The sequence below is a fragment of the Flavilitoribacter nigricans DSM 23189 = NBRC 102662 genome (genome assembly GCF_002646595.1).
Taxonomy (GTDB): domain Bacteria; phylum Bacteroidota; class Bacteroidia; order Chitinophagales; family Saprospiraceae; genus Flavilitoribacter; species Flavilitoribacter nigricans.
Window position 1 is genome coordinate 143,896 of record NZ_PDUD01000030.1, and the last position, 25,643, is coordinate 169,538.

General features: G+C 49.9%; 22 protein-coding genes. 9 read left to right on the forward strand and 13 right to left on the reverse strand.

The genetic code is table 11. The annotated features are described in order from the left end of the window. Window positions 1–167: 167 nt before the first annotated feature. The 5 genes from CRP01_RS25750 to CRP01_RS25770 all read left to right on the forward strand — a co-directional run bounded on the left by CRP01_RS25750 (window position 168) and on the right by CRP01_RS25770 (window position 3,979). Window positions 168–743 carry a hypothetical protein gene (locus tag CRP01_RS25750; RefSeq protein ID WP_099152989.1) on the forward strand — a complete coding sequence of 192 codons (576 nt, stop codon included), beginning with the start codon at window positions 168–170 and terminating at the stop codon, window positions 741–743. A 25-nt stretch (window positions 744–768) separates the two neighbouring features. Then, the gene (locus tag CRP01_RS25755) at window positions 769–1,224 is read left to right on the forward strand and encodes a hypothetical protein (RefSeq protein WP_099152990.1); all 456 of its coding nucleotides are present in this window, start codon (window positions 769–771) and stop codon (window positions 1,222–1,224) included. Window positions 1,225–1,229: 5 nt separating this feature from the next. Then, window positions 1,230–1,475, forward strand: coding sequence for a hypothetical protein (locus CRP01_RS25760; protein WP_099152991.1), 246 nt, complete (start codon window positions 1,230–1,232; stop codon window positions 1,473–1,475). 159 nt (window positions 1,476–1,634) lie between these two features. Then, complete coding sequence (locus CRP01_RS25765; protein WP_099152992.1) at window positions 1,635–2,414, forward strand: alpha/beta fold hydrolase; 780 nt, start codon at window positions 1,635–1,637, stop codon at window positions 2,412–2,414. Beyond that, window positions 2,411–3,979, forward strand: a complete 1,569-nt coding sequence (locus CRP01_RS25770; RefSeq protein ID WP_099152993.1) for a UDP-N-acetylmuramoyl-tripeptide--D-alanyl-D-alanine ligase — start codon at window positions 2,411–2,413, stop codon at window positions 3,977–3,979. Before CRP01_RS25765 ends, CRP01_RS25770 begins: the two co-directional genes overlap by 4 nt. A 22-nt stretch (window positions 3,980–4,001) precedes the next feature. Here the strand turns inward: CRP01_RS25770 and CRP01_RS25775 are convergent, their stop codons facing one another. The 7 genes from CRP01_RS25775 to CRP01_RS25805 all read right to left on the reverse strand — a co-directional run bounded on the left by CRP01_RS25775 (window position 4,002) and on the right by CRP01_RS25805 (window position 11,117). Continuing rightward, on the reverse strand, window positions 4,002–5,660 hold the full coding sequence (locus CRP01_RS25775; RefSeq protein ID WP_099152994.1) for a glycerol-3-phosphate dehydrogenase/oxidase: 1,659 nt from the start codon (window positions 5,658–5,660) through the stop codon (window positions 4,002–4,004). Window positions 5,661–5,778: 118 nt separating this feature from the next. After that, the gene (locus CRP01_RS25780; RefSeq protein WP_170110540.1) at window positions 5,779–8,205 is read right to left on the reverse strand and encodes a M56 family metallopeptidase; all 2,427 of its coding nucleotides are present in this window, start codon (window positions 8,203–8,205) and stop codon (window positions 5,779–5,781) included. A gap of 52 nt (window positions 8,206–8,257) precedes the next feature. After that, a complete protein-coding gene (locus CRP01_RS25785) occupies window positions 8,258–8,641 on the reverse strand; it encodes a BlaI/MecI/CopY family transcriptional regulator (protein ID WP_099152996.1) in 384 nt (127 codons plus the stop codon). Between the two features lie 106 nt (window positions 8,642–8,747). After that, window positions 8,748–9,077 carry a hypothetical protein gene (locus tag CRP01_RS25790; protein WP_099152997.1) on the reverse strand — a complete coding sequence of 110 codons (330 nt, stop codon included), beginning with the start codon at window positions 9,075–9,077 and terminating at the stop codon, window positions 8,748–8,750. A 78-nt stretch (window positions 9,078–9,155) separates the two neighbouring features. Beyond that, window positions 9,156–10,301 (reverse strand): oxygenase MpaB family protein, encoded by a 1,146-nt coding sequence (locus CRP01_RS25795; RefSeq protein WP_099152998.1) that lies wholly within the window; start codon window positions 10,299–10,301, stop codon window positions 9,156–9,158. A 53-nt stretch (window positions 10,302–10,354) separates the two neighbouring features. Then, entirely contained in the window at window positions 10,355–10,714 is a 360-nt protein-coding gene (locus tag CRP01_RS25800; RefSeq protein ID WP_099152999.1) for a hypothetical protein, read from the reverse strand. After that, window positions 10,701–11,117: a hypothetical protein gene (locus tag CRP01_RS25805; RefSeq protein WP_099153000.1), complete on the reverse strand. Its 417-nt coding sequence runs from the start codon at window positions 11,115–11,117 to the stop codon at window positions 10,701–10,703. The genes CRP01_RS25800 and CRP01_RS25805 overlap by 14 nt, the downstream gene beginning before the upstream one ends. A gap of 160 nt (window positions 11,118–11,277) precedes the next feature. On the opposite strand from CRP01_RS25805, the gene CRP01_RS25810 reads away from it, so the two are divergent. From CRP01_RS25810 to CRP01_RS25820, 3 genes are all read left to right on the forward strand, one after another. Beyond that, entirely contained in the window at window positions 11,278–11,847 is a 570-nt protein-coding gene (locus CRP01_RS25810; protein WP_099153001.1) for a nitroreductase family protein, read from the forward strand. A 49-nt stretch (window positions 11,848–11,896) separates the two neighbouring features. Next, complete coding sequence (locus CRP01_RS25815; protein WP_099153002.1) at window positions 11,897–12,586, forward strand: Crp/Fnr family transcriptional regulator; 690 nt, start codon at window positions 11,897–11,899, stop codon at window positions 12,584–12,586. A gap of 84 nt (window positions 12,587–12,670) precedes the next feature. Next, window positions 12,671–15,820, forward strand: coding sequence for an ATP-dependent helicase (locus CRP01_RS25820; protein WP_099153003.1), 3,150 nt, complete (start codon window positions 12,671–12,673; stop codon window positions 15,818–15,820). 208 nt (window positions 15,821–16,028) lie between these two features. Here CRP01_RS25820 and CRP01_RS25825 read toward each other — a convergent pair whose 3' ends face one another. From CRP01_RS25825 to CRP01_RS25850, 6 genes are all read right to left on the reverse strand, one after another. Next, on the reverse strand, window positions 16,029–18,359 hold the full coding sequence (locus CRP01_RS25825; RefSeq protein WP_099153004.1) for a glycoside hydrolase family 3 protein: 2,331 nt from the start codon (window positions 18,357–18,359) through the stop codon (window positions 16,029–16,031). A gap of 195 nt (window positions 18,360–18,554) precedes the next feature. Further along, on the reverse strand, window positions 18,555–18,866 hold the full coding sequence (locus CRP01_RS25830) for a putative quinol monooxygenase (RefSeq protein ID WP_099153005.1): 312 nt from the start codon (window positions 18,864–18,866) through the stop codon (window positions 18,555–18,557). A 101-nt stretch (window positions 18,867–18,967) separates the two neighbouring features. Then, window positions 18,968–19,306 (reverse strand): nucleotide pyrophosphohydrolase, encoded by a 339-nt coding sequence (locus CRP01_RS25835; RefSeq protein WP_099153006.1) that lies wholly within the window; start codon window positions 19,304–19,306, stop codon window positions 18,968–18,970. 230 nt (window positions 19,307–19,536) lie between these two features. Further along, window positions 19,537–22,242, reverse strand: coding sequence for a c-type cytochrome (locus CRP01_RS25840; RefSeq protein WP_170110541.1), 2,706 nt, complete (start codon window positions 22,240–22,242; stop codon window positions 19,537–19,539). A 281-nt stretch (window positions 22,243–22,523) separates the two neighbouring features. Then, entirely contained in the window at window positions 22,524–22,976 is a 453-nt protein-coding gene (gene dtd / locus CRP01_RS25845; RefSeq protein WP_099153008.1) for a D-aminoacyl-tRNA deacylase, read from the reverse strand. 81 nt (window positions 22,977–23,057) lie between these two features. Continuing rightward, entirely contained in the window at window positions 23,058–23,738 is a 681-nt protein-coding gene (locus CRP01_RS25850; RefSeq protein WP_099153009.1) for an SOS response-associated peptidase, read from the reverse strand. Between the two features lie 739 nt (window positions 23,739–24,477). Between CRP01_RS25850 and CRP01_RS25855 the strand changes: the two genes are divergently transcribed. After that, window positions 24,478–25,542, forward strand: a complete 1,065-nt coding sequence (locus CRP01_RS25855) for a COX15/CtaA family protein (protein WP_099153010.1) — start codon at window positions 24,478–24,480, stop codon at window positions 25,540–25,542. Window positions 25,543–25,643: the final 101 nt, after the last annotated feature.

The window sequence follows — 25,643 nt, forward strand, 5'->3', positions numbered from 1 at the left end:
GTCCTGTCTTTCAACTAAAAATAGATCCCTACATAAAAAATCGCGGGAAAGAATAGCGTGTGGACTGTCCGTGACAGGCGCTGATAAAGTTTGCAACTTGGACATCAGTAAAATGATTCAATGTTCGGCAAAGTCTGAACGATCTCATCAATCTAAATTCTGATGTTATGAAAAAATGCGCTTTATTTCTGATGTGTTGCCTTTCCTTAGCCTCCTGTGTAAAAGATACGGAGCTAAGTGCCCCGCCGTTTGATAATGACCAAAAACTGGAAGTTGTTATCGAAGCGGACTTCAATGAACTGACCACTTCCATCCGAAACCACCTTAAGCAGTTGCCGAAAAAGGAGCTGATGGCGGCAAAAGATCAGCTTGAAAATGGTGTTGGATACGAAGAGATCAATCCTTACTTCTCTTCCGCCCCTTTCCAAAGCCTACAGGTACGGCTGGTTACCAACCTCAAATCACTTTCCTATTATCAGAATGAATCGCTATTTGAAGCTTATCTGGAAAAGCTCGGTTGTCGAAAAAAACCGCAACCTAGCGAAACCGCGAAATCATTAGGCACCCCCTGCTACGATGCCTGGGACCTTCAAATGGCATCCGTAACCGCCGGCTTGGCCATTTGCCTGGGCTATTCGCCGCCGGAATTGCTCAGCATCTCCAAATGCGTAACTGTAGCCGCTTTAGCGGCAGCGGTTGCTGAAGTAAAATATCATAATTGCATGGAGCAGTACGAGTATTGATTACCTCACTAAAAATTATCTTTTTATGAAAAATCTGATTATTGCATTTCTGGTTATCGGAGGATTTCTTTCCTGTAAATCCCAGGAAGATCCTACTACGTTTTCCGAAGAATTCCTCATCCAGATAGCGAACGATCCGTTGTTTATTGCCTATCAGGAAACGGTCCACACCGATGCGGAAAACATCGTTCTCGAGAACTACGATATGGAAGGGATCGGGAAAATTTTTGATGCCTTGCCGTTTGGCACCAATATCTGTCTTTCCGAAGAAGCCAAAGAAAAGTTTAGCCACCTGAAGGGAGGTGAACTCTATCTGGAAAACGAATGTAAAAGACAGGAACTGGTTCAAAAGCTGGATCAAAAATTCAATTACTCCTCTTTCCCGCAGGACGTCGCCTTTAAGATCGTTCGGATCTACCGGGAGCTCAACTACATCCAGCTGGAAGAACGTGCAACCGATTTATATTATCGAAAAAATTAATAGCCATGAAAGCCCAAAAATTCATTTTGACCTTTTTGTTGCTTTGTGCATCAGTTCTGGCGCTTTACGCAAGCTGTTATTCCGAGTGGAACGATGCCTATAACAGCGCTTCCGAAGAGTTGGCCTGCGATATTATCAAATGCGAAGGTGCATCCTGGCCAAGCCGCTGTAACTACGAAGCAAATATGGATTATAACCTGAAAGTAGAAACCGCGGGTCAGGAATATTACAATTGCCTGAACCGCCGCTAATGTTTGCCTGTTCAAAGTTTTTATTAGGCTGATCGATTGTAATCGATCAGCCTAATCTTTTTAAAATGAGTTGAGGGCCACCAGCTATTCTGGTCATTCTGAGCTGTTTTAATTAAAACAAACGCTATTTTTGCCCCACCACCAAGCGACAAGTATAATATGAGTCAATTCGTACAAATTGGAGATCAACGGCTTCACTACGAGCAACAGGGTAGCGGATATCCTCTGGTCATGCTCCACGGGTGGGGTTGTGATCTACATATTTTCGATCGTTTGGTACCGGATCTCGAGCAGCACTTCACGGTATACCGGCTCGATTTTCCCGGCTTTGGTCAATCGCCCGAACCGGATTCGGCCTGGGGTACAGAGCGATACGCTGAACTCACCATTGATTTCCTAAATGCGCTGGATATCCGGCATCCCATTCTGATCGGTCATTCTTTCGGGGGCCGGGTCATTATTCGACTGGCCGAACGGGTACAACCACGGAAGGTCATCATCACCGGAGGGGCCGGTATTAAACCGGTACGACCTTTGTCCTATTATGTGAAAGTGTACAGTTACAAGACTATGAAATGGCTGGCCGGTTTACCCGTCCTGAAGTCTTTGCTGGCGGGTACCATGGAACAGTACCGCCGAAAATCCGGATCGTCTGATTACCAGCAGGCTTCCGAGGTCATGCGTGGAGTACTGGTTAAGGCCGTAAATGAAGATCTGAGTCCGTTATTATCTTCGGTTAAGGCGCCTACTTTACTTATTTGGGGAGAACGGGATACCGCAACCCCGCTACGGGATGGCAAATTGATGGAAACCCTTATTCCGGATGCCGGCCTGGTCGTTTTTGACGGCGGCACCCATTATGCCTTTTTGGAACAGGCGCCCCGATTCCTGACCATTGTCAATCATTTTCTGGAAAAAGAAAAGCAGATCGAGCTATGATGCTTTGGCTAACCACAATTGCTTTTGCCGTTTATCTCATCATTGTATTATTGCGGGAATTGCACCACTTACAGCTCAATTCCTATCGCAATGAACGCTACCTCCGCTGGTGGCCCGGACCAGTAGGTCGCAACTGGCGCCTCCCGGGTATGTTGCTACTGCTCTTTGCTGCCATCTGGAATTTTTATGACCTGAGCAGTTTACCGGACTGGACCTGGACCGGTGCCAGTCTGCTGGCCGCTTTTCTGCTCTACAGTGAAAAAAAGAAAAAACCCCTAGTACTCACCCAAAGAGCCACCCGCCTGCTGATCACCATGATCGTGATCAGTCTGGCATTAGGAATCTTATTTTTCCTACCTACGGACGAAAGTTCTTTTCTGCTGGCCCTCTGGATATTGGGTCTGTGCGCCCCGGCCATCCTCCTGGTGGCCAATATCGTACTGAGACCCGTCGAAAAGCGGATCAACGATAGCTTTATCAATGATGCCCGCCGGATCGTAAAGTCCATGCCGGACCTGAAGATCGTAGCCATTACCGGAAGCTACGGCAAAACCAGTGTCAAACACTTCCTGACCGCCATGCTGTCCGAGCAGTTTCACGTTTTGATGACGCCCGGCAGCTACAATACGACCATGGGAGTAGTGCGGACCATTCGCGAAATGCTCAAGCCCACCCACGAGATCTTTGTGGTGGAAATGGGTGCCAAACAATCCGGCGATATTCGGGAGATCTGTGAGATCACCCCTCCCGACCGCTCCATCCTGACCGCCGTCGGTCCCCAACACCTGGAAACCTTTGGCTCGATCGAGAATGTCCAGAAGACCAAGTTCGAAATTGTAGAGGCATTACCTTCCGGAGGCACGGCCTACCTCAATGCCGATTATGAATACGTGCGCACCTATCCGGTTAAGGATTCGGTAGAGGCGATATACTATTCAGTGGAACACGAGCAAGGAGAATACCAGGCCGAAAACCTGCGCTACGAAAAGGGACGTCTGCATTTTGATGTGGTACGCAATGGGAATAAACTCATGGCCCTGGAAACCCAACTGCTGGGACAGCACAATGCATCCAATTTACTGGCCTGTACCGCCGTGGCGCTTGACTTTGGTGTGGCTCCCGAACGTATTGCCTACGCCGTCCGGCAGTTGCAGCCGGTGGAACACCGCTTACAACTGCGTAACTTCCCGGGAGGGTACACGGTCCTGGATGATGCCTTCAACTCCAATCCCGCCGGTGCAAGAATGGCGCTGGAAGTATTACAACAACTGGAAGGCAATAGGAAGATCATCATTACTCCGGGTATGATCGAACTGGGGCCTCAGCAATATGATCTGAATAAGGAATTTGGCCGGCAGATCGCCGACGCCTGTGACTATGTGATCCTGGTAGGGCCCAAACAAACGGAAGCCATCCAGGATGGACTACGGGAAGCCGGCTATCCGGAGGAAAAACTTTACGTGGCCCGTAATCTGGAAGATGCTAACGGGCATTTGCGGCCGCAACTGAAAGCCGGAGATGTCGTGCTTTACGAGAACGATCTTCCGGATACTTACAACGAATAGGCCTGCTGTAGGGTAGGAGTAATCAGCTACCGGATACCAGCTCCGGCAATTCCGCGGCCTTCATCCATTTTTCCAACTCTTCCTGGTAAGCCCGGGCGTAGCTGCGGACCTCCTCCTCACTCCAGCCCATCTTCGAACCGATCAGTGCGGATACTTCCGGAGTTATCTGGTGAGCCACCCGCCAGTCCAGTATCTCCAAGCGGATGCGGCGCGCCAGGATATCCCGGGGTGTGCGGGCCATCTCTTCTTCCACCTGATAGACAACTTCCGCTTTGATGTACGGATAATTTTCGTGCAGTCGTACCGATAAGGTCGGATCAGCATCGCAGTAGGCCGCTACCTGGCGGGCACGGCTCCCGTAGTTATGCAAAAGATGCCGGGCGGTATCTTCGCCAAATCCGTACTGCCGGGCCAGTTGCCTCCATTCTGCAAAATCATAGCCCTCGCCGCCTACTAAATAGTGGTCACTGGTACGGCAATCTGCGTCTATATCCAGGATACGGCAGGCTTTGTCAATGGTATCTTTTGCCATCAGACGGTAGGTGGTCCACTTGCCCCCCAACAGACTCAGCAGGCCGGAAGCCTGATCGTGTTCTACCATGTGATCCCGCAGCAGGCTTTTGGTATCCTCCCGGGAAGAAGCAGCAACCAGCGGCCGAAGCCCACCGAACCCGGCTTTCACATCGGATGTCTTCACGGGTTGGTCCAGATAACGATTGAGCGTTTCCAGCAGGTAATCTACTTCCTGCTTTTCCAGAATAGGTTCTTCGTCTAACTGGCGATAATCCGTATCGGTAGTACCTAAGAGGACCTTATCTTCGAAAGGAATAGCAAAAACCACCCGCCCGTCTTTAGTTTCCGGGATCAGCATGGCCGCTTCACTGCCCAAAGTGTCGTAGGGAAGCATCAGATGTACCCCTTTACTGGGGCGTATCCGTGATTCCTGCTCCGGGTTGGCCATCAGTCGGATGTGATCCGAATAAGGGCCGGTACAATTGATGAACAGTTTAGCCTTGATCCGGTATTCTTCTCCGGAAAGCCCGTCCAGGATTCGCGCGCTTTCCAATTGGCCGGAATCGTCTTTATCAAATCCAGTTACTTCGGCATAATTCAGTACGGCGGCTCCTGCTTCGTCGGCACTGTGTACCAGAGCCAGGCAATAACGGGCGTCATTCAATTGCCCGTCGTAATATAGCACGGCACTGTGCAGGATCTTACCGTTGAGACCGGGCATACGCTTCAGGGCCTGCTTTTTACTCAGCCATTCACTGCTCGGTAAGGTATCCCGTCTTCCCGCAATCCAACTGTACAGTTTCAACCCGATGGTAAAGTACAATCCGGACAACCAGGTGGCTACCGGAGTGAGCAGAGCCAGCGGACGCGCCAAGTGGGGAGCGTTCCGGATCACATAATGGCGCTCTTCCAGGCCGTGCCGGACTTGCCGCAACTGGGCAAAATCAAACTTTTTAAAAGCCTGCTCCAGATAACGAACCCCGCCGTGCACCAGTTTGGTAGAACGGGAAGAGGTACCGGATGAAAAATCTTTTTTCTCGATCAACGCCACCTTGAATCCCCGGAGTGCAGCATCCAGTGCACAACCGGCACCACTGGCTCCCGCTCCGATAATACAGATATCAAAGGTTTCTGTTTTTAGTTGCCCCAGGTTTTCTTCGCGTGTCATCCGGCGTCATTTTACAGTTTCAGTTCAGATCACTCAATAAGAATGCTCCAAACTATCTTTTGTTTGCCAAAAGTAGTAAAATGACGCAAGAAGGATCGATTCCGGGCGGACGGTAATTCTATTCTGGGCTGATTTCGAAATAGGCGGCAAGCGGCACGAACGTAAAGTCCCAGCGGTAAGCTCCGGTCAGTTCACTCGATGGATTTTTTCCACCGCTACTCTGGGAAAAGAACAGGCCGCCTTTTTCCCGCTTGTTTCCTTCGTAGCTGATCACTTCAATCACTGCCAGTACGTCGCCTTCTGCATGTAGATCCAGATCCCGCAGATCCTTACTGATCCAGCCGGTCCGGTCGCCGGTCTCTACATAGACCGGATCTGTGGACAATTGGTAAACGGGACGCCCCTGCTCCACCTCGTAAAAAAACAGTTGCAGCGTAGCATTGCGACAAAGGTTATGAGCCAGATGAAATTGAAAGGAGGTCAGCTGATCGATGCCGGCTGGTTTATTGATCAATACTCCATAGCGCATTCCCTTACCGTGAGTTCCACTCCAGCCGCTGTTGACCCGCGAGACGCGGTCGTTTCCGATCCTTTCTATCGGATCATTTGTAGCATTTGAGGATTGATGTGGGGTTCGTACCGGCAATTCGTGCAGTTGCAATTCCGGAACCGGAACTGCAACCGGCGATGACAATTTATCATCCTCCGATCCCCATTTTGGCAGCTCCGTCCGTGGTACAAACCGCCGGGCCATAAATGCCTCCTGGGATGCCATGAATTGTGACCACTGGTCATCACCGGATCCGATCGACTGCCAGGCAGTATCTTTTTTATCTCTTAGTCTGATCATAACGGCCTCCAGTTTTTCCTGTTTCCAGCGGTCCAGCCCTTTAGCCAGGAATTTCCACTCCCCATCTACCGTCCAGAGATACAGGTTTTCTCCCGCCGGTATACCCGACCACGAATTGGGCTGTCCATTGAGATAGGTCTGGATCAGTCCACCATCAAAGGCTGCTCTTGAGATCACCAATCTGTAGGTTTTACCACCTTTTACCTCCTGGATAATGATCATATCCTCAGGCGTACGGGCGGCTATATACGGGTCGGCGGCGTACAGATCAAAATCCCCTTTTACCCAGACGGTAAACTGACTTCTGCCTTCCTGCCATTGTCCGTACAAACCTTGGGGCCGGGAAACCGGTACCGGAGCGAATTCAAGCGCTCTTACTTCGGATGATCGTACCCCGTACGAAGCAACTGTAGCGAGACTGGCTATACTGATGTCCGGCAGGGTATTTCCTTCGACAGACGATTTTGGTGAGTCATCCCATTCCCGCGTCGTAGTGGTTTCGCTTTCCGCAGGGATAGGGGAGTGAGCCCCATTTTCTACCGGCGCGTTCGTTTCCAAAACAGCGGTGGTTGACTCTTGTGGTATTTGCATTCTAATTTTTTGTAGAATAGGGAAGTGGTCTATGACCGGAAGTTCGCGGGGATTGACCGCGGCCAGCAAGGGTAATGCCAGCAAACCAATAAGCAGAATTCCAAGGCGACACCGGCTGGACAAACTTTTCCCGGAAGCTGATACTCCCAGAGCAGCAATTATCCGCTGTTTTACCATAGATGGCTGGGCCATGGTCACCGCCAGGGTCGTTCGCGCCCGGGAAGTCCTGACTAATCTTTTGGCTACAGCCAAAAGGATTGCGGCATAGTCCGCCCGATCCACTCCGCTGTGGATCACCATCTCATCACAGGCCTTTTCTCTTTCCAGCAGAAAGCGACGATTTATCCACCATAAGAGGGGATGAAACCAATAGGCAGCCAAAACGAGCTGACCTAAAAGGTGAAAGTAAAAATCATTGCGGCGGATATGCGCCATCTCGTGCAGTAATACGGTTTCGAATTCTTCGGTTTTCCAGGCAGTTATTCCAGCCGGTAATAAAATGATGGGCTCCGGATTGTTCCACGTCATTGGGCTCCGGATCGAGTGATGTTGGTAGATGGACAAAGAGGTTTTAATACCCAATCCTTTAGCTATCGCCCCAATTAGCGGAGTATCTGCTGCACTGAGTAGGGTAGCCTCCCGCCGAAAATGTTCCAGTTGCAAGAGACTCACCAACATTCTGATAATGACCCAGGCCATTCCCAACAGCCAGATCGCAAACAGTATGGCTGTCCAGGGTGTGGCTTTTTCTACGGTAAGCGGAGCGGCCTCCGCTGTCGGTGTCGGGTAAGGTTCATAATTATTGAAGGATGCTACCGGATTTGGTACCTCCACCGGCGCAGTATATTTAATCGAAGCAACCTCCAGCCATAATTGTGTAGGTATTGCCTCCGATCGCGTAGGCGTTTCTGCAGGAGGTAGTATTCGGAGATGCCACGCCGGCAGCAATACATTTAATGCCGGCAGCAGCAATAGGGCGATCATCCCCACACTGATCACCCAGTGATGCAGGGCGGCCGAAGCCTTTCGGAAAATGAATAACAGGCTGATCAGCAGCAATAGGATCAGACTTGCTTTGACAATAATTTCCAGCGCAAATTCCATGACACAGTGGATTTTGAGAAATGATAAAAGCTCGGACTTAACAACAGAAGTATTACTTATCTCTGGCTTCGCGGATGATCTTATCCAGTTCTTCCAGCTCTTCGGGGCGAAGATCATTATCCGGATCCTGAATAAAAGCGGCTACCGCTTCCGAAATGGAACCTCCGAAAAAGGTGCGCAGCAGATGGTTCAATCTTTGGTGTTTTACCTTTTCCACCCCGGCAACCGGCCGGTAAATAAACTGCCGGCCGGACTTGGAGTGACTCAGATGCCCTTTTTCTTCCAGAATGCGCAACAGCGAACGTACCGTGGCGTATCCAGGCGCGTCGGGTAGTTGTTCCTGTACGGCCTGCGCGGAGAGTTCTCCGTGCTGAAAGAACAGGTCCATGATCTGCCGCTCTCTGCGGCTAAGCTGGTGGGGATCGGGTATTTCCATCAAAACATATTTAAAGTGTGAAAAAATTCACATTTCAAATATCAGGGATAATAATTGAAAAAGCAAGTTAAGTGTGAAAAAATTCGCACTTTAATCAAAATAAGCGCTAATGTCGGTAGAAATCCCGGCCATCCAGGGTCATGTACACCCGGCCGGTAGTGATCTCGATGGAAGGAGGCGTGTCGATCCGGAAACTTTTGCGACCACCGTCCCAGTCGAAGATGATCCGACGGTTGGTGATATTGACCCGGCAGTCCTGCAGTTCGCGGTTGCGTCTCTGGTAAAACCCGAAACCATTGGCAGCGATCTCGATAAAATGTTTATTGGAGCTCCAGGCTCCCAAAAAAATGAGCTCATCGTCTTCCAGTGGTCTTTGGCAGGAAGGGATGGTAAATACGAGCAGGCTAAGTGCGATAAGAAACATATTGATCTTCATGAGTAGTGGTTTTACTCATTAGATGCTGCTTAGTGATCGGCTCCCCCTTTGCCGCTCCGTTAAAATTGTCTTAAAACCCTACTCCCGGATCGCCCAGGCCCGTTGTAAAGATTCGGGGATCTCAAAGTTCCGGCCCTTGTACTTGTCAAAATAGTTGACCATAGCCTGTGTGGTCCGCCGCGCCAGATGCTGAATGAATAGATGGAGCGGCCCCTGGAGTTTGTCCTCCAGACGTTCTCCCCAGTTAAAATAGGCTTTGATGAATTCGGGGATCAGGGCGCCCAGGCATCCGGTTTCGGTTGTCACGCCCAGCAGCGCGGCCTGCTCTCGTCCGATCATATGGATCATCAGTAGTTCCGGAGTCCGTTCGAAATCAGTGGGCAGATTGGTTTTAGTAAATTCGATGAGGGCTTTCACCAGGAGTTGGCCGGCTTCGGAAGCAGCCGCCTGCCGTTTCATGATGGTCCGCAGCAGATCTCGCGCGTCTTCGAGATCCGTGGGAAGCAGATCCACGTCTACGCCTAATAGTTCACCGATGTAATTCCAGGTAAACAGGTAGGCCTTCAACCGCTCTTCGGATTCCGGTACATTGAAATCCGTCAGCGTATCCAGTGGGCTGATACTGAATGTCATGAGGGTTTGAGCGAGATCCTCCTGATTGATCGGTACTCCCAACTCAGTGGTATCCCATTGGTCTGCCGGCATGAAATGACGCACCGAAGCGTGGATAAGTCTGACTTTTTGAATAGCCTGCAATCCTTTGCCCCCCGGAGCCAGATTACCGGGAGCCATTACATCCAGCAGAAACTGGCCGGTTTCCGCAACCCGGCGGGCAAAAATTTTCATATCGCTGCCCTGATGCGTGAGCCGGCTGGTCTTTTCCAGCACAACGGCTCCTTTGGCATTGAGATACAGCTGCGGCAATGATTTATAGTAGAGGAAAAGCAAAAACTTGGGACCGTGATCGATGAATAATTCGCTGGCTTTGCGCACCTGTTCCCAATTCGCATGGGCGGGCAATTCCCGGTGGGCATGGATGAAGTCCTGTAATTTTGGAGTGAGTTCGCGGACCGGGATCTCGACATTCGTGATCAACTGCTCGAAGATCTTCCGGGCACCCGCGGGGCCCTGTTCGGTGACCAGTTCGGCAATGAGTGCATCGGCTTTCGGATCGCCGATCAGGCGTTTGCGGTCCAGTAATTCATTGGTCCATTTTTGGGACATGGGTTTGAGGTATTTTATGATAAAGCAAAATACCAATTTTCAGAGACAAAAACTTATTGCCCCAGATCCCAAAACGAACGCGGCCGACGGTAAACGCGCAAGGTATCCCTCAGCGTGATCAGCAGATAAGCCAGTACCGGTACGGAAAGTAATATGGCGGAAAGCAGGGATAAGTCGATAAAAAAGATCAGGATGAATACGATCAGTAATGTCCAGAATACCGGTCCGCGCTGCCGGTATTTGTAGGTCCGCCAGAAAAAAGCAGCACTGGCCGCCTGCCAGGCTAATACCAGACCCAGTCCCCAATTGGCGCTTTCGAAGGGACTCTGACTGAATATCAGCAGCAGGATCCCCAGGAGGAGCAAAATGATCTGCCCGGTCAGATCGACCTTCATTTCATTACGCGATATCATGTGTTGCTTGCTTGCCTGCTAAACAATAGTTTTTATAGGAATAGATCATATAAATGACCCCGGCAACAAAGCTAATGAAGATAGCTACAAAAAAAGCTATTTCAATAAAATCGTTGTTGTTACCCAAATCCAACTGGTTCAGAATGTAACCTACGCTAAAAAATAAACTACTGAAGGTAATAGCTGTTATCAAGTATATGCGCCGGTAATGATCATTCAGTCCAAATCCCAGTAAGAGGGCTGAAAATAACTGCCAGCCCCCCAGCAGCAGTAAAAAGAATAATCCCATTATCAGGTTATTATCCGGTCCGATCAGGGAAAAGAACGAACAAAAAGTAACTGCAGCGATCAAAGCTGACTGCAACAGCAGATCCAGCAACTGGAAGGTTTTGATGATTTTCATAGTCTCGGGCTTTCAGGGTCATACAGTTCGGTAACTGTAAATGCTTTGGGAAGCTACCCGTCACCAGCATTGATCAGCGGTTCATACGGTAGCTTGCTAGACAAATATACATTATAAAATCAAAACTTTCAATAAATATTGAAAATAATATAAGTTATTTATGGACGCAGCACTTTTGAATGATCTGATCCGGAAACGCCGGTCAATTTTTCCCGAATCCTATATTGAAAAACCGATTGAAAAAAAGATCATTGAGCAGGTTCTGGAAAATGCGAACTGGGCCCCCAACCATAAACTTACCGAACCCTGGCGATTCAGGATTTACCAGGGAAAAGCGCTGCAGAGCCTGTCGGATTACCTGGCCAACTGGTACCGCGAAAACACCCCTCCCGAGCAGTTTTCAGCCAAGAAATACGAAAAGACCCAAAATAAACCACTGCGTTCGGATTGCGTCATTGCCATCTGCATGCAGCGCGATCCGAAAGAAAGCCTGCCCGAGTGGGAAGAAGTGGCCGCAGTAGCCTGTGCCGTACAAAATATGTGGCTGACCTGCACCGCATACGGCATCGGTTCGTACTGGAGTTCGCCCCGGTCCATCATCGAAGCGCGGGAATTTTTGGATCTAGCGGATGGTGAACTTTGTCTGGGCTTATTCTACATGGGTTACCACGCACTGCCGGATCTTCCGGGAAGGAGAAGTCCGATCGAAGAGAAAGTGACCTGGGTATAAATGAACCGCTCCATGCCTTTGGGCCCCGTACCCGCAAAACAACCAAACTATGAATGATCCAAAATCTCTGTGGTTTTTAGAAAATATTGACATCTCCGGGCTGTTCTGTCCTAAAAAGATGGACTCGGCGCACGAAGCACAAACGCACAAGACTTTCAAAAAGGGAGATTACATCTACCTGCCCGAGGAGCACGCCGATAAGGTCTATTTTCTGACGGAAGGTCGGGTCAAGATCGGCAACTACGGAGATTCCGGTAAAGAGATCACCAAGACCATTCTGGGACCGGGTGAGGTATTCGGCGAGCTTTCCCTGATCGGCCAGACGGAACGGCGCGATTTTGCCTACGCGATGGAAAAAACCAGTTGCTGTGTGCTGACGGTAGATGAAATGAAAAATCTGATGCGGGATCACGGAGGCCTCAACCTTTTCCTGATGAAGATCATGGGTTCGCGCGTCCTGCAAATGGAACAACGCCTCGAATCGCTGGTATTTAAAGATTCCCGCACCCGCATCGTGGAGTTCATTCTGGAAATGGCCGAAAAACGCGGCCAGCGGGTCGGTTACGAGTACGTCGTTCGAAAATTCATCACACATCAGGAAATTGCCAACATCACCGCTACCTCCCGGCAAACCGTTACTACCGTCCTGAACGAGCTTCGCAACAAAAATCTCCTTACCTTTGACCGCCGTCGTCTGCTGATCCGAGACCTGGATGCGCTGCGGCAGGAAATTACTTAAAGTGGCAGGAAATGTGGATAACGGAATAGGAGATAGTTTATTCCGCTATCCGACCGAGACCTGTTTTTAAAACGATCAAACTCCATGTCCGACTCCCGGTCATCGGTTCTGCAACAGTATAATGCCTCCTTTCTAAAGGAGCTGGAAAGGCTCAATCCCGAGCAACGCCAGGCCGTAGAGCAACTGGAAGGACCGGTACTCGTGATCGCCGGCCCCGGTACGGGGAAAACCCATATCCTCAGCGCGCGGATCGGCCGGATCCTGCTGGAGACCGATACCCAGGCCCAGAACATACTCTGCCTAACTTTCACGGATGCCGGGGTAAAGGCCATGCGCCAGAGACTGCTGGACCTCATCGGCCCGGAAGCCCACCGGGTACACATTTTCACTTTTCATTCCTTTTGTAATAACATCATCCAGGAAAATCTCGAATTTTTCGGGCGGCACGATCTCGAACCCATCAGTGATCTGGAACGGGTAGAGATCATCCGCACCATACTGGATGAACTGGATAATAATCACCCACTCAAACGCGGGCGACTGGATGGCTATTTCTACGAAAACCATCTGTACGATCTTTTTAAAAAAATGAAATCGGAAGATTGGAGCGTGGAAACGGTTCACCAAAGCATCGATCAGTATCTGGCTGGATTACCCGAGCGCCGGGAATTCATCTACCAGGTATCCCGCGGAGATTTCAAAAAAGGCGACCTCAAGGAAGCCCGCTACGAAGAAGCGGTGGAAAAAATGGAGAAACTCCGGGCCGCGGCCGCGCTCTACCCTCGCTTCGAGCGAGCCATGCGGGATGCACATCGCTATGATTACGACGATATGATCCTCTGGGTACTGCGGGCTTTTGAGGAGAACGAGGCTTTACTGCGTACCTACCAGGAACAGTACCTGTACTTTCTGGTCGATGAATTTCAGGATACGAATGGAGCTCAGAATGAGATCCTGAACCACCTGACTGCCTACTGGGAGAATCCCAACCTCTTTATTGTCGGGGATGATGACCAGTCCATTTACGAGTTTCAGGGTGCACGTTTGAAAAATCTTACGGACTTCTATTATCGCTACGAACAACACCTGCATCTGGTTGTGCTCAAAAATAACTACCGTTCTTCCCAGATGATACTGGACAGCTCGCGCGAACTGATCCAATACAACGACCGCCGGATTATCAACAACCTGCAGGAACTCGGTCTGGAAAAATCCCTTACGGCCAGTAATCCCGCTGCGGCTGATTTTCCCCATCCGCCCAAAGTGGTGGCATATCCGAACCGGCGACACGAGGAAGCCGACATTGCCGGACAGATCGAGCAACTCCTGGCGAACGGAGTGCCGGCCCGGGAGATCGCAGTCATTTACGCCCGCCACCGGCAGGCCGCCGCACTACTTTCGCTACTGGAAAAGAAACATATTCCCTACACGACCCGACGCAAAATCAACGTGCTGGATCTGCCAATGATCCGAAATCTGCGCATCCTGCTCGAGTATATTTCCCAGGAATCGCAGCGCCCCTACCGGGCGGAGCACCTCTTGTTCCGCATTCTCCATATCGATTTTCTGGGCATAGATCCGCAAACAATTGCTCAGCTGAGTTGGAAGCTGGCCAACCTTCCACCGGAAGACCGCCCACACTGGCGGGACGCTATCGCGGATGAAGCATTGCTTCAACAGATCGGTGTCGACGGCGCACCCGTCCTGCAATTATCCGCATTTTTGAGATCGATGATCGCGGCCGTCCACAATACCGGATTGCCAAATCTACTGGAACTCATCATCAATCAAAGTGGCTTACTACGCTTTATTCTCAGTCATCCGGATAAGGTCTGGCATTTGCAGGTGGTCAAAACTTTTTTTGATTTCGTCCGGGAGGAAGCCGCTCGCCGCCCGCGGCTCCAGCTACACCGTTTGCTGGAGATCCTGCGCAGTATGGATGCCAACCGACTGGCGGTTCCGCTCCGCAAAACGCTGGAAGTGACGGAAGGAGTCCAGTTCCTGACCGCCCATAGTGCCAAAGGACTGGAGTTTGAACACGTTTTTCTGCTCGATGTCGTCAAAGATCACTGGGAACCGGGCAGCCGGCGCAGTAGTTACAGCTTTAGCCTGCCGGATACCCTGACGCTCTCCGGTGAAGAGGACGAACTGGAAGCGCGCCGGCGTCTGTTTTACGTGGCGATCACCCGGGCACGTACGCAACTGCAAATTTCCTACAGCCTGGAAGATCAGAGCAAGCCGCTGCAGCGCAGCCGATTCATTGATGAATTACCTCTGGAAGAGATCATCCAGAAAGTAGATAAAGAGGCGGAACCCGAAATTTTGGAGCTGGCCGAAGTCCTGCAGATGACGTCCAATACCCGGCCGCAGTTGCCGGCCCAGGATCCCCAACTCGTCGCTACGCTGCTGGAAGATTTTTCGCTGAGCGTTTCAGCCATGAACAGCTATCTGCGCTGCCCACTGGCGTTTTACTACCAACATATTCTGCGGGTACCCGTGCTGCAGAGCGAGGCTGCAAGCTACGGACTGGCTATGCACAATGCGCTCGAACGGCTGTTCGAACAAATGCAGCTCAGCAAGGAAAAACGCTTTCCCTCCGAGGCCCAGTTTCTGCAACTGTTCGACTGGGAAATGGAAAAACAAAGTCCCTTCTTTTCTCCCAAAGATTATAAGCGCAGACTCGAATCCGGCCGGCAAAATTTAAGTGCCTACTATCGCCGGCACGTCGGAGAGTGGCATAAGGCCGTACGCGTGGAACTCACCATTCGCAATACGGAGATCCAGGGCGTTCCGATCAATGGGATGATCGATAAACTGGAGTTGCACGGTTCGGCCCACGCCCAGGTCGTGGATTATAAAACGGGATCAAAGGATGCGTCGAAACTGCGCCGTCCCAACAAAACCTATCCATACGGCGGTAATTACTGGCGACAGCTCGTGTTCTATAAAATCCTTTTTGAAAGCTACGATAAATCCGGCCGAAAAGTGGATAAAGGCAGTATCGCCTATTTGGATCCCGATACGAAAGGTCAATTCCAAACCAAACACATCACCTTTACCGCGGAGGATGTGCGGCAGGTCAAAGCTTATATTCAGCAAACTTACGAACGCATTATGGCCCAGGATTTTTACGATGGATGCGGGGAGAAGAACTGCCCCTGGTGCAATTTCCTGAAACACAATCAGCACGTAGCCAGTTTCAGCCTAGAGGAAATTGAAGAACTGGATGACTGACCGCCGATACACCGGCACTACCAGCTGGTGAAATTTACTGATGATAAATAGGACTTATTCACCCTCAACAAAAAACGCCATCTAACTCCCCACGAGCAGATGGCGCCATCAAAAATGAATTTAATCGGAAATCTTTAGAAAACGTAGTGCCGGCTTCCAGCCAGTCGGCAAACGTTTACCGACCGTAAGTCGGTTTTATGCGCAATTATCACATATTTTTTCTGAGGTATTTGTCGGTTCTTGTATCGCTAATCACTCCTTTCCAGTTCAGACCAAAGGAGAAATCGTACGCATTGCCTTCCGCATCCACATGCGGTTGCATATCAAAAGGCACATCTTCCATTTGTGTTTCTACCGTGGACATGCTGGCCGGCATTTGCAGCGGCAGTAAACCGGAAGGTTCAACTTTTCCGGAAACAATATCCAGAATAGCCTGGTCCTGCACCCCGAAGTTGATCAGTAGTGCATCAATTTCTTTTTCAAATTCGGCCACTACCGTCGGATTGGACATACGCAGGACTACCAATACGGGTTTATCGCCCATTTTTCTTTTGGTCTCCAGCACCGCTTCCAGATCCGAGACATTATTGGCTTTGACCGTCTTGTTTTTGTAAGTCCGGTTCAGCACGTCCCCTTCGCGGGCATCACCGGCCAAGCTGGGATCACGGGCTTCGGTTGCCGTATAGGTATCGTACTGTAAGCTGATCGGAAGAAAACCGTTTTCCCCATTTTTTGCGTCTTCTTCGCTGTATCCGGCCGTGCGGCCATTCTCCGGATTATTGATCACGACAATAGCCAGGTCAGCGGCTGCCGGATCATCCGTGGTATTGAAATATTTGGCGGCAATTTCGGGTTTGATCGGTTTTTCCCAATACGCGGGGATCGGTGCCCCAAAAAAGTTTTCAGAAGCCGGGACATATCGTTGGGGAATGTAAACCGTTTTTTCCTTGGCTACCGGCAGCACGCCATCCTTGTTCTTCAATAGTACGATCGACTTCAATTGCGCTTCGAAACCCTCCGTCATAAAGTCTGCATTGCCTACCAGCGTTTTGGTGGCCTCTACATCCAGATAGGGATTTTCAAATAATCCGACCCGGAAGATATTTTTCAACAGTCGCACCGCAGAAGTTTCAAAACGCGCGCGCATTTCGGCTTCACCGTGTTCCTTTACCCCCATCTGGTACGCTTCGATCACCGGCCCGGCCTCATTGTTGCCGCCAAACTGATCGCAACCCGCCATGAGGATCTTATAATGGCGTTCCGCTTCGGTCAGGTTTTCTACGCCCCAGGGGGTTCTACCGAAAACCGCCATGCCCTCGTCGGGCCGCGTAACGCCCCAATCGGTACAAATAACTCCGTCAAAACCGTACTTGCCCCGCAACTGGTCCGTGATCATATATTTGCTGAAAGCATTACCAACATTTTCACCATTGGGATCCTGTTCAAAAGAGATCGTATAGTAGGGCATCACCGCGGAAGCCATACCGGTTCCACCCTCCAGGGCAAAGGCACCTTCGATAAAGGGCTTCATGTGGGTCTGAATATTTTCTCCCGGAAAAACGGCAAACTTACCGAAACCGTAGTGGGCATCACGCCCACCTTCACCGGTACCGCCTCCCGGCCAGTGCTTCACCATTGCATTCACGCTTTCGAATCCCCAGCCACCTTCCGCCGAAGAAGTCTGGAAACCATCTACGTAGGCCCGGGCCATATCCGTACCCAGTTCCGGGCTGGGGCCAAAGGTGCCACTAAACCGGTACCACCGTGGATCAGTAGCTAGGTCCACCTGCGGCGAAAGCGCCGTAGCGATCCCCAAAGCCCGGTATTCCCGGGAGGCGACTTCTCCAAATCGGCGCACCAGATCGGGTTCGAAGCTGGCGGCCAGGCCGATCGGTCCCGGCCAGCGTGAAATATCTCCGCCGGCTCCGAGCGTGTATTCTTCATCGGAGTCAGCCTGGTGCCGTGGGTCGGAACTGTTATTGGCGGGTATTCCCAATCCAAGCCCTTCTACCAGAGCCTGGGCGTTGTTGTTCCACGTCGCCGCCACTTCCGGGCTTTCCACCGAGGTGATCAATACGTGCCGAAGATTATCATCCGTTAGGAATTTGACCTGCTGATCGGTGAGATCGGAAGCTTTTGCACCACTTTCCTCAAAAGTTTTACCGTCGTAGGTACCTCCCTGGCCAAATCCACCGCCGGGTATGCGCTGGTGTCCGCTGTAAAGCATCAATCCGGCGATCTGCTCGATCGTCATTTGGCCGGCAAGATCAGCGGCCCTTTCTTCAGCGCTTAATCTCCAGTCCTCGTAGGGATCGAGCGTACCGTTTTTATTCAGGTCCTTGAAAGCAAAACGGTCTACCGTGAGGATGTTTACCCCTGAACCCGACGAGTAGCCCAGCGTTTTTCCGCCGTCATTATGGACTATCTGAAACCCTGAAGCATTTTCACTTTCTGTCCATTTGGGTCCGCAGCTGTACAACATTACAATGAACAGGCCCAGGCACAAAAATTGGTAGGATTGTATGTCTTGTTTCTTCATATTGGCTTCATCCGATTAATTACAATGCGTCATAATGACACAATATAATCATTTGTGTATTAATCCTGGTAATACGCAGTTAAAAAACTCTAGCGCTCCACCATGGATAGGCCCGTTCCCGCTTTACCTCCAGCAAGCGGAAAAATAAGATCAAAGTAAGTATGAAGAAATTTTGTGAGGCGTTGGTGGTCGTAATTACCCGATCCCCTGCCCTCCCAGGATCTCGAGTTCCTGGCCTTTGGTCGGCGGACCATCCAGGATCGGCATCGCCTGACCGATCAAAGCTCTGACACCGTCTACCCGAAGGGAATCATCGTGGTCCTTTTTAGTATCCCACACTTCGGTTACCCAAACGGCATCCGGATCATCCGGATCCATTCCGATCAGATAGATCTGACAGCCCGGCGCATCGGATAATAAAGCTGCGGCTTGCAGCAGGATCTCTGCCAGTTGTTCCCCTTTGCCGGCTTTAGCCTGTAATTTGCCGTGAAGAAAGTATTTTTTCATGTCTACCGGTGTTTGATGCTGAAAGTTAGCCTACTGATCGGAACAGGTGCGTGTACTTCCAATTAAAGATAAAGTTTCTCACCTCCCGAAGGGACGAAAATTCATCGTAATTTTTCATTATTAGCGTGCCGGTCTTTATCACGCACCGTTTTCTTTTCCAGGTTTTTTCGCAGCGCTTCCTCCAGATCAATGCCCGTTTGGTTGGCCAGGCAGATCAGCACGAACAATACATCCGCCATTTCATCCGGCAGATCGGTACGTGCACTGGCTTCTTTTTCCTTGGTTTTAAAAGATTGCTCGCCGTACAACCGGGCCATCAGCCGGGCTACTTCGCCTACTTCTTCCATCAAAATAGCGGTATTGGTGAGCTCGTGGTAATACTTCACTCCGATGGTATTGATCCAGTGATCTACGGTCTGCTGCGCTTCCTTAATCGTCATAATGCGTTGGTGATATTGCTGATAAGATGTAATGATCCCGGGCGCTCCGGTGAGGTGGAGGCCAATGCAACGTAAAGGTATTCTTTTAGAAAAAGAAATCAGAGCTGAAGTTGAAGAGATAGGAACCTAATGCCGGTTATGCAGATCCATCCGAATGGTACCGGACCATTCGGATGGATAGAATTTAGTGGATTACCACCAGTTGATTTTATCGGTTGCAAGATCGAAGTTTAATCCTTTTCTTTTTCCTCCAATCCCTTGGTTCCACCGTAGTAATAATGTTCCTCGTCACCTCCGGCAAGAATGAATGCGAACAGGTCGATGATCTCTTCCTTGTTCAGACGATTCAACAAATTGGGCGGCATAGGAGATACCGGGGATAATTCCCGGCTGGCTACATCTGCTTTATTGATCTCCGTTCTAAAAGTCGGATCGAACGGATTAGGCAGCAGGATGATCTTGTCGTCCGTTTCGGATACGATCTTACCGGCCGTCCTTTTACCATCTTTCAGATGCAGCAAAGTGTTAGCGTACTGATCGGATATTTCATCGTTCGGACTGAAAATAGCGGTGATGATCTCATTGCGTTTGAAACGTGTGTGTAATTGAGTGAGATCGGGCCCCGAGGATCCTCCTTCACCCAGCATGCGGTGACAGGTACCGCAAAGAGCGGCGGAATAGATATTACGGCCGGTTTCGATCTTCCCTTTATATTCATTGTCTTCATCCTCCAGGCCATCCCGCAATATTCGGCTGATATCACTGGAGTTATATTCTGCTCCCGGCCCTTCGGGTTGCGGGAGGTTCATCAGATCGGCACCGGGTTGGTAGATACCGGAAAGTTCCTCGTAATAGGCCTGCAGGGAATCCGGTACCTGCTTCATGGCCGTTCTGCGGATGTTCTCCAAAAAGGGTTTGAAGCTCATTCCACCTTTAGCGTTCATACCATCGTAAAACCAGTTGAAATATCTTTCCCAGGCCGGCTCTGACCAGCCTTTTTCTGCGTGGCTCAACAGGGTACCGTAAAATATAGCCTCCGTCGGCGGCATATTTTCCAATACCGCCATAATGGTCTTACCGTATTGTTCACTACGGTTACTCACCTCAGCACTGAGCATCTGGGGGTGGGTCGAACTTTTTTCGGACGTATGTTTTTCCAGCAGGGCCAGGCCTTTGTCCGTCGCACTCGCATCGCCAAAAGCGATCAGTATCTGAGTAAGTTCGCGATCCAACTGATAGTCTCCGGAAGGAAGCTTCGAACTGAGCTTATTGATAAATTCAGCCTGCTCGGCGCTCTTCGGCAATCCCAGGCGGATGGCCAATAATTCAATTGCCCGCAAATAATCTTTTTGCTGACGTTCGGACAATCCGGCCCAGTCCAGGCCGAGCAGTTTTTGAGTGATCAGTGGTTTTGCGGAAGTTTCGTCCTTGCGCGCCGCAGCAATGCTGGACTGGATGATCCGATCCGTATCTTTTTCGGCACTTAATTTACTTTTCCAGGAAGCGAAGGGCTGGTGCTCCAGAGCAATACGGGCAGCGTAGCGGATAAAGCGATCGGCATTATTCAATTGTTCCCAGATAGTGGGAATAGCCGAAGCTGATGCTTTACCGTGGTACTGCTCCAGTTGCCGGCGCAATTCGCGGGCCTCGGATGTTCCTTCGGAAGCAATCAGTTTGGCCTCTCCGTCCCTGGGGCCGGTATGCCGCAGCCGATACAGATGGGATTCCAGTTTGCGGCCGCCCGTGGCAAAGTACAGTGCGCCGTCGGAGCCGGCAATTGCGTCCGTCAGCGGCAGAGGAGTGCCGGAGAAAAATTCTTCCACCTGGCCGGAATAGGTACTGCCGTCTTCCTGCAGATCTACAAAATAGGCAGTGCCGAAACTCCAGTCAAAAACAAACAGGCCATTGCGGTAACGAGCGGGAAAATCCAGTTGTTTTCCCATCAGCACAGCGGTTGGGGAGCCCTGCCCGAGATTGACCACAGCGGGTAAGTTATCCGGATAGTAATCCGGCCATTTTCCGGAGCCGGTCCGCCAGCCGAATTCAGCGCCGCTGGTTACATGACAAACGCGGATGGGCCGGTACCAGGGCATACCGATATCCCATTCCATATCCGAATCAAAAGCGAATAATTCTCCAGCTTCGTTAAAGGCCATATCAAAGGGATTGCGGAATCCCGCGGCGATCAGTTCCCAGGATTTTCCGTCCGGATCAAAACGGGCGATCCAGCCGCCGGGAGCCTTTACATGATTGGCGTGCCCCCGGGCATCCAGAAATGGAGGGAACAGGTTATCCTCATCCCAATTGTTGGGAAGCCGGCTGTTCTTAGCCACATTTTCGGGAATATCCGTATGGTTACCGGCAATGAGGTAGATACTTTCGCCGTCCGGAGCCAGTACCAGACTGTGAGGACCGTGCTCGCCGTCCCCTTCGAGCCGGATCAGAGGGGTGATCTTATCCAGTTCGCCGTCCCCATCGGTATCCTGCAAGCGGTATACTCCACTGCCGTTTTCGGTAAGTTGTTCGCCGTCGCTATCTTCCCAGCGATCGTTCACACTGACGTACAAACTGTTGAAAGCCCAGAGCAAACCCTGTGCGTGCCCGATATCCAGATCAATGCTGTCCACCTGGGTAGAATCCAGTACCGATCCGACCGGTGGTATCTTGAATTGATACAGATCTCCGTTTTGGTCACTACTATAAAAGGTACCGTTCTCGCCTTCGGCCAGCGATACCCAGGATCCCTGGTTACTTTCCTGCGGACTAAACAGGATCTCCAGTTCGAACCCTTCGGGAATATTATAAACGATCTCTTTCTGCTCCTCTTCACCATCTTCGTCCGCCAGTGACGGTTGCGTCACGTCGACCTCCGATGAACAGGCAGCAAAAAATAACAGCAGTAAACTGAAAAAACAGGATAAGGTAGGCAGTTTCATATCGTGCAAATTGGTAATAGTTGCGAGTCCCGATTTTACCATTTCAGGAAACCCGGCGATGTAAGATAAATATCTATCGGCTATAAGACGTTGATTCGGCTGGCCTTGGAGTACATTAGGCGTGAAAAAATTTATCCCCAGATCCTATCTGCCTATTTCCACGATCTTATGTTCCTGGATCTGGTACTAACCATTGCAGCCGGTAGGCCGTTTACCTTGTTTCACCCATTTTTTACCTGGCAATAGTCCCTAATCCTCTTCGGAGAAACTGCTTGTGAAGATCATTCCCTGGCTTTGGAATCCATGGTAATGGTTACCGGACCGTCATTGAGCAGCTGAACTTTCATATCCGCACCGAATTCACCGGTAGCGACCGAGATGCCGGAGCGGATTTCCAGTATTTTGACAAATTTTTCGTACATCGGGATGGCCACCTCGGGTTTGGAAGCCCGGATAAAGGAGGGCCGGTTACCTTTCTTGGTACTGGCGTGCAGCGTAAACTGACTTACCACCAGCAGGCCGCCGCCTACATCCTGTACCGACAGATTCATCATTCCGTCTTCGTCGTTAAAAATGCGGAGTTTTGCGATCTTGCGGCACAGCCAGTCAACATCCTCCTGATCGTCTTCGTCCTCGATCCCCAAAAAGATCAATAATCCTTTCTCAATAGCACCGGTTATCTTTCCTTCTACGGTCACTGATGCTTCACTCACTCGTTGTATTACAATTCTCATATACACTTATTAGGCTCCGACCCGCGGTCAGAGTCAGATCAAATCAAAAAATAGAATCCGGAAGGATCCGGCCGGTTGGTGCTAAAATAAGGTAGGGGACTCCGGGATCCGCTGGTGCAGGTCCGGCGAATTGTTTTTCACCGAATTGACCTTATCCGAAACCCGGTACATTTCCAGTATACCGTCTTCCGGTGTTTTCAGCATGGAAATGACATCTTCCAGCGGTTGTTCCTGTAACCATTTTTCCTGGTCCTCTCTTTTGTGCAGGATTACGGGCATCCGATCGTGCACGCTATCCACATCCTTGTTGGGCGCCGTAGTAATAATGGAGAAACTTTTTACGGCGTACTGGTCGTCATACCAGACATCCCAGATACCGGCCATCAATAACAGATCTCCGTTCTTAAGCATGATGCGGTAGGGCTGTTTTTTGGTGCCGATCTTTTTCCACTCGTAGAAACTATCGGCTAAAATCAGACACCGCTTTTTTCGGATGGGCACGCGAAAAGAAGGTTTGGATTCGATACCCTCACTGCGCGCATTGATCAGTTTACCGGCAATTTTGCTGTCCCTCGACCAATACGGGATCAGTCCCCAGGTGATATACTGCAGTGCATTCGGCTTTTCATCGGTGATCACATAGCTGTGCTGGGTGGGTGCCACATTGAAGTTGATCCGTAGATTGGCGCCGGTCTCCATTTCCGGCCCCAACTGTTGCTGTATTTTCTCTTTCGATGCTACAAAGGAATATCGGCCACACATGTTTTTTCAGTTTTAACGAACTGTTTGATGGCAGTCCGGAGTTCGTTCCGGTTAAGGCTCAGCCAATTAACAGCTAACTAACGCTATACTAACCATTTTCCCGAATAAACTCAAAACAAAGCCAGCCATTTCTAAGAAACAAATTCTTTTGGAACGGGCCCAATAGTTTTTCCACAGGGGTAAAACGGTATTTTCTGTAAAGTTATAAAAATGAGGCTTTTACCTCCATCCGTTTTCCACATCAATTTGGGAATAACTTGTGAATTAAGGCGGTACTTTTAAACACTTACCAAGATTCATCCGGAAAATTGTGAACGCATCGATCTCCGGAACTCGATTTCGTGGATATCCACAGTAGTTATTGACACCAAAAAGTAAAATTTTAAGGGTGTTGAGGAAAAAAGTTTTCCTGTGTAAAGAAATTCCACAGGCTGTGAATAAGTTTGCATCAAGCTGGGAAACAAGCATTTCAGGAGTGCATAAATTGTGGAAATCCCTTACAGATATCTTAATACTGAGTTAACCTAAAATTTACACGGAATTTTATCTACAAATCCACAGCACTGATGATGATAAGGTTTTTTTAAAAATTTTTAATTATAATCTATTAAGGGAGATCAGAAGTTTTGAAATCCCGTTTTCGCCTTCGAAACAATCTATTTTGTTTGCGGGGCCGGAAACAAAATAATCTGTTACATTCAAAACCTTTGGTCCTTCTCCAATGCAATAGGAACTACTCATGGCGCACACTTCTTTTAAATACAAAAAGGCCGTTAAAGTTTGGTTGATCATTGGATTAGTTATGATCTTTTTCCAGGTAGTGATCGGCGGGGTTACCCGCCTGACTGGATCCGGACTGTCCATTACCAAATGGGAGATCGTTACCGGAACGGTTCCACCGCTCAACCACGCCCAGTGGCAGGAAGAGTTTGAACTGTACCAACAGACCCCGCAATACCAGAAGATCAACGAAGGGATGAGTCTGTCCGATTTTAAGTTTATTTACTTCTGGGAGTATTTTCATCGCCTCTGGGCGCGAAGTATGGGTTTTGTGTTCCTTTTCCCGTTTCTGTTCTTTTGGGCCAAAGGATGGATCGATAAGCCCCTGATGCGCCGATTGGGCGTGACGGTGCTGCTGGCAGCCGTGGTGGCGTCCTTCGGCTGGATCATGGTTGCCAGCGGACTGGTAGACCGGCCCTGGGTGAATGCCTACAAGCTGACGATCCATTTATCGCTGGCACTCATCCTGTTCAGTTATTTATTGTGGACTACTTATCTGGTTGTTTTTCCCGAAAAAAGAGTTATCCACAATAAGCTGTTGAAAAGTGTAAGTGGGCTAATTATTGTTATTCTCTCCGTGCAGATCATATTGGGAGGAATTATGTCCGGAATGAAGGCCGGGTTATTCTATCCGTCCTGGCCGGATATGAACGGTTCCTATCTACCGGCAGTACTGTTAAACAGTGCCGAATGGAATGTGGATAACTTTGTGCATTACGATTCGGGACCCTTTATGGCGGCACTCATTCAATTCTTGCATAGAAATACAGCTTACTTGCTGACAATCATTGTTTTATGGTTTTCTTACCGAGCTTTTCAGGTCCGTGAAACCAAACTTTTCAGAACGAGTATATATCTGTTGGTAAGTATGTTGATAATTCAGGTGCTACTCGGTATTTTTACCCTGATCAACTGTGTGGGTAATGTACCTGTGGGTCTGGGAGTTATGCATCAGGCCGGCGCATTATTACTCCTGACCATAGTGTTATTTGTACGCTATCAAATGCGACCCGGAAAGGTGTAAAACGATGTGGATAAGCTTGTGAATAAGTGGATGTACTAACATGTTTTCCACATTTGTGGATTTCATAAAAAAAGAGCCGCTCCTAAACCAGGAGCGGCTCT

Excerpts from the sequence above, each read along its gene's own strand:
- CRP01_RS25750 (WP_099152989.1), top strand. The coding sequence starts at position 168 with ATGAAAAAATGCGCTTTATTTCTGATGTGTTGCCTTTCCTTAGCCTCC.
- CRP01_RS25755 (WP_099152990.1), top strand. The coding sequence starts at position 769 with ATGAAAAATCTGATTATTGCATTTCTGGTTATCGGAGGATTTCTTTCC.
- CRP01_RS25760 (WP_099152991.1), top strand. The coding sequence starts at position 1,230 with ATGAAAGCCCAAAAATTCATTTTGACCTTTTTGTTGCTTTGTGCATCA.
- CRP01_RS25765 (WP_099152992.1), top strand. The coding sequence starts at position 1,635 with ATGAGTCAATTCGTACAAATTGGAGATCAACGGCTTCACTACGAGCAA.
- CRP01_RS25770 (WP_099152993.1), top strand. The coding sequence starts at position 2,411 with ATGATGCTTTGGCTAACCACAATTGCTTTTGCCGTTTATCTCATCATT.
- CRP01_RS25775 (WP_099152994.1), bottom strand. The coding sequence starts at position 5,660 with ATGACACGCGAAGAAAACCTGGGGCAACTAAAAACAGAAACCTTTGAT.
- CRP01_RS25780 (WP_170110540.1), bottom strand. The coding sequence starts at position 8,205 with ATGGAATTTGCGCTGGAAATTATTGTCAAAGCAAGTCTGATCCTATTG.
- CRP01_RS25785 (WP_099152996.1), bottom strand. The coding sequence starts at position 8,641 with ATGGAAATACCCGATCCCCACCAGCTTAGCCGCAGAGAGCGGCAGATC.
- CRP01_RS25790 (WP_099152997.1), bottom strand. The coding sequence starts at position 9,077 with ATGAAGATCAATATGTTTCTTATCGCACTTAGCCTGCTCGTATTTACC.
- CRP01_RS25795 (WP_099152998.1), bottom strand. The coding sequence starts at position 10,301 with ATGTCCCAAAAATGGACCAATGAATTACTGGACCGCAAACGCCTGATC.
- CRP01_RS25800 (WP_099152999.1), bottom strand. The coding sequence starts at position 10,714 with ATGATATCGCGTAATGAAATGAAGGTCGATCTGACCGGGCAGATCATT.
- CRP01_RS25805 (WP_099153000.1), bottom strand. The coding sequence starts at position 11,117 with ATGAAAATCATCAAAACCTTCCAGTTGCTGGATCTGCTGTTGCAGTCA.
- CRP01_RS25810 (WP_099153001.1), top strand. The coding sequence starts at position 11,278 with ATGGACGCAGCACTTTTGAATGATCTGATCCGGAAACGCCGGTCAATT.
- CRP01_RS25815 (WP_099153002.1), top strand. The coding sequence starts at position 11,897 with ATGAATGATCCAAAATCTCTGTGGTTTTTAGAAAATATTGACATCTCC.
- CRP01_RS25820 (WP_099153003.1), top strand. The coding sequence starts at position 12,671 with ATGTCCGACTCCCGGTCATCGGTTCTGCAACAGTATAATGCCTCCTTT.
- CRP01_RS25825 (WP_099153004.1), bottom strand. The coding sequence starts at position 18,359 with ATGAAGAAACAAGACATACAATCCTACCAATTTTTGTGCCTGGGCCTG.
- CRP01_RS25830 (WP_099153005.1), bottom strand. The coding sequence starts at position 18,866 with ATGAAAAAATACTTTCTTCACGGCAAATTACAGGCTAAAGCCGGCAAA.
- CRP01_RS25835 (WP_099153006.1), bottom strand. The coding sequence starts at position 19,306 with ATGACGATTAAGGAAGCGCAGCAGACCGTAGATCACTGGATCAATACC.
- CRP01_RS25840 (WP_170110541.1), bottom strand. The coding sequence starts at position 22,242 with ATGAAACTGCCTACCTTATCCTGTTTTTTCAGTTTACTGCTGTTATTT.
- dtd (WP_099153008.1), bottom strand. The coding sequence starts at position 22,976 with ATGAGAATTGTAATACAACGAGTGAGTGAAGCATCAGTGACCGTAGAA.
- CRP01_RS25850 (WP_099153009.1), bottom strand. The coding sequence starts at position 23,738 with ATGTGTGGCCGATATTCCTTTGTAGCATCGAAAGAGAAAATACAGCAA.
- CRP01_RS25855 (WP_099153010.1), top strand. The coding sequence starts at position 24,478 with ATGGCGCACACTTCTTTTAAATACAAAAAGGCCGTTAAAGTTTGGTTG.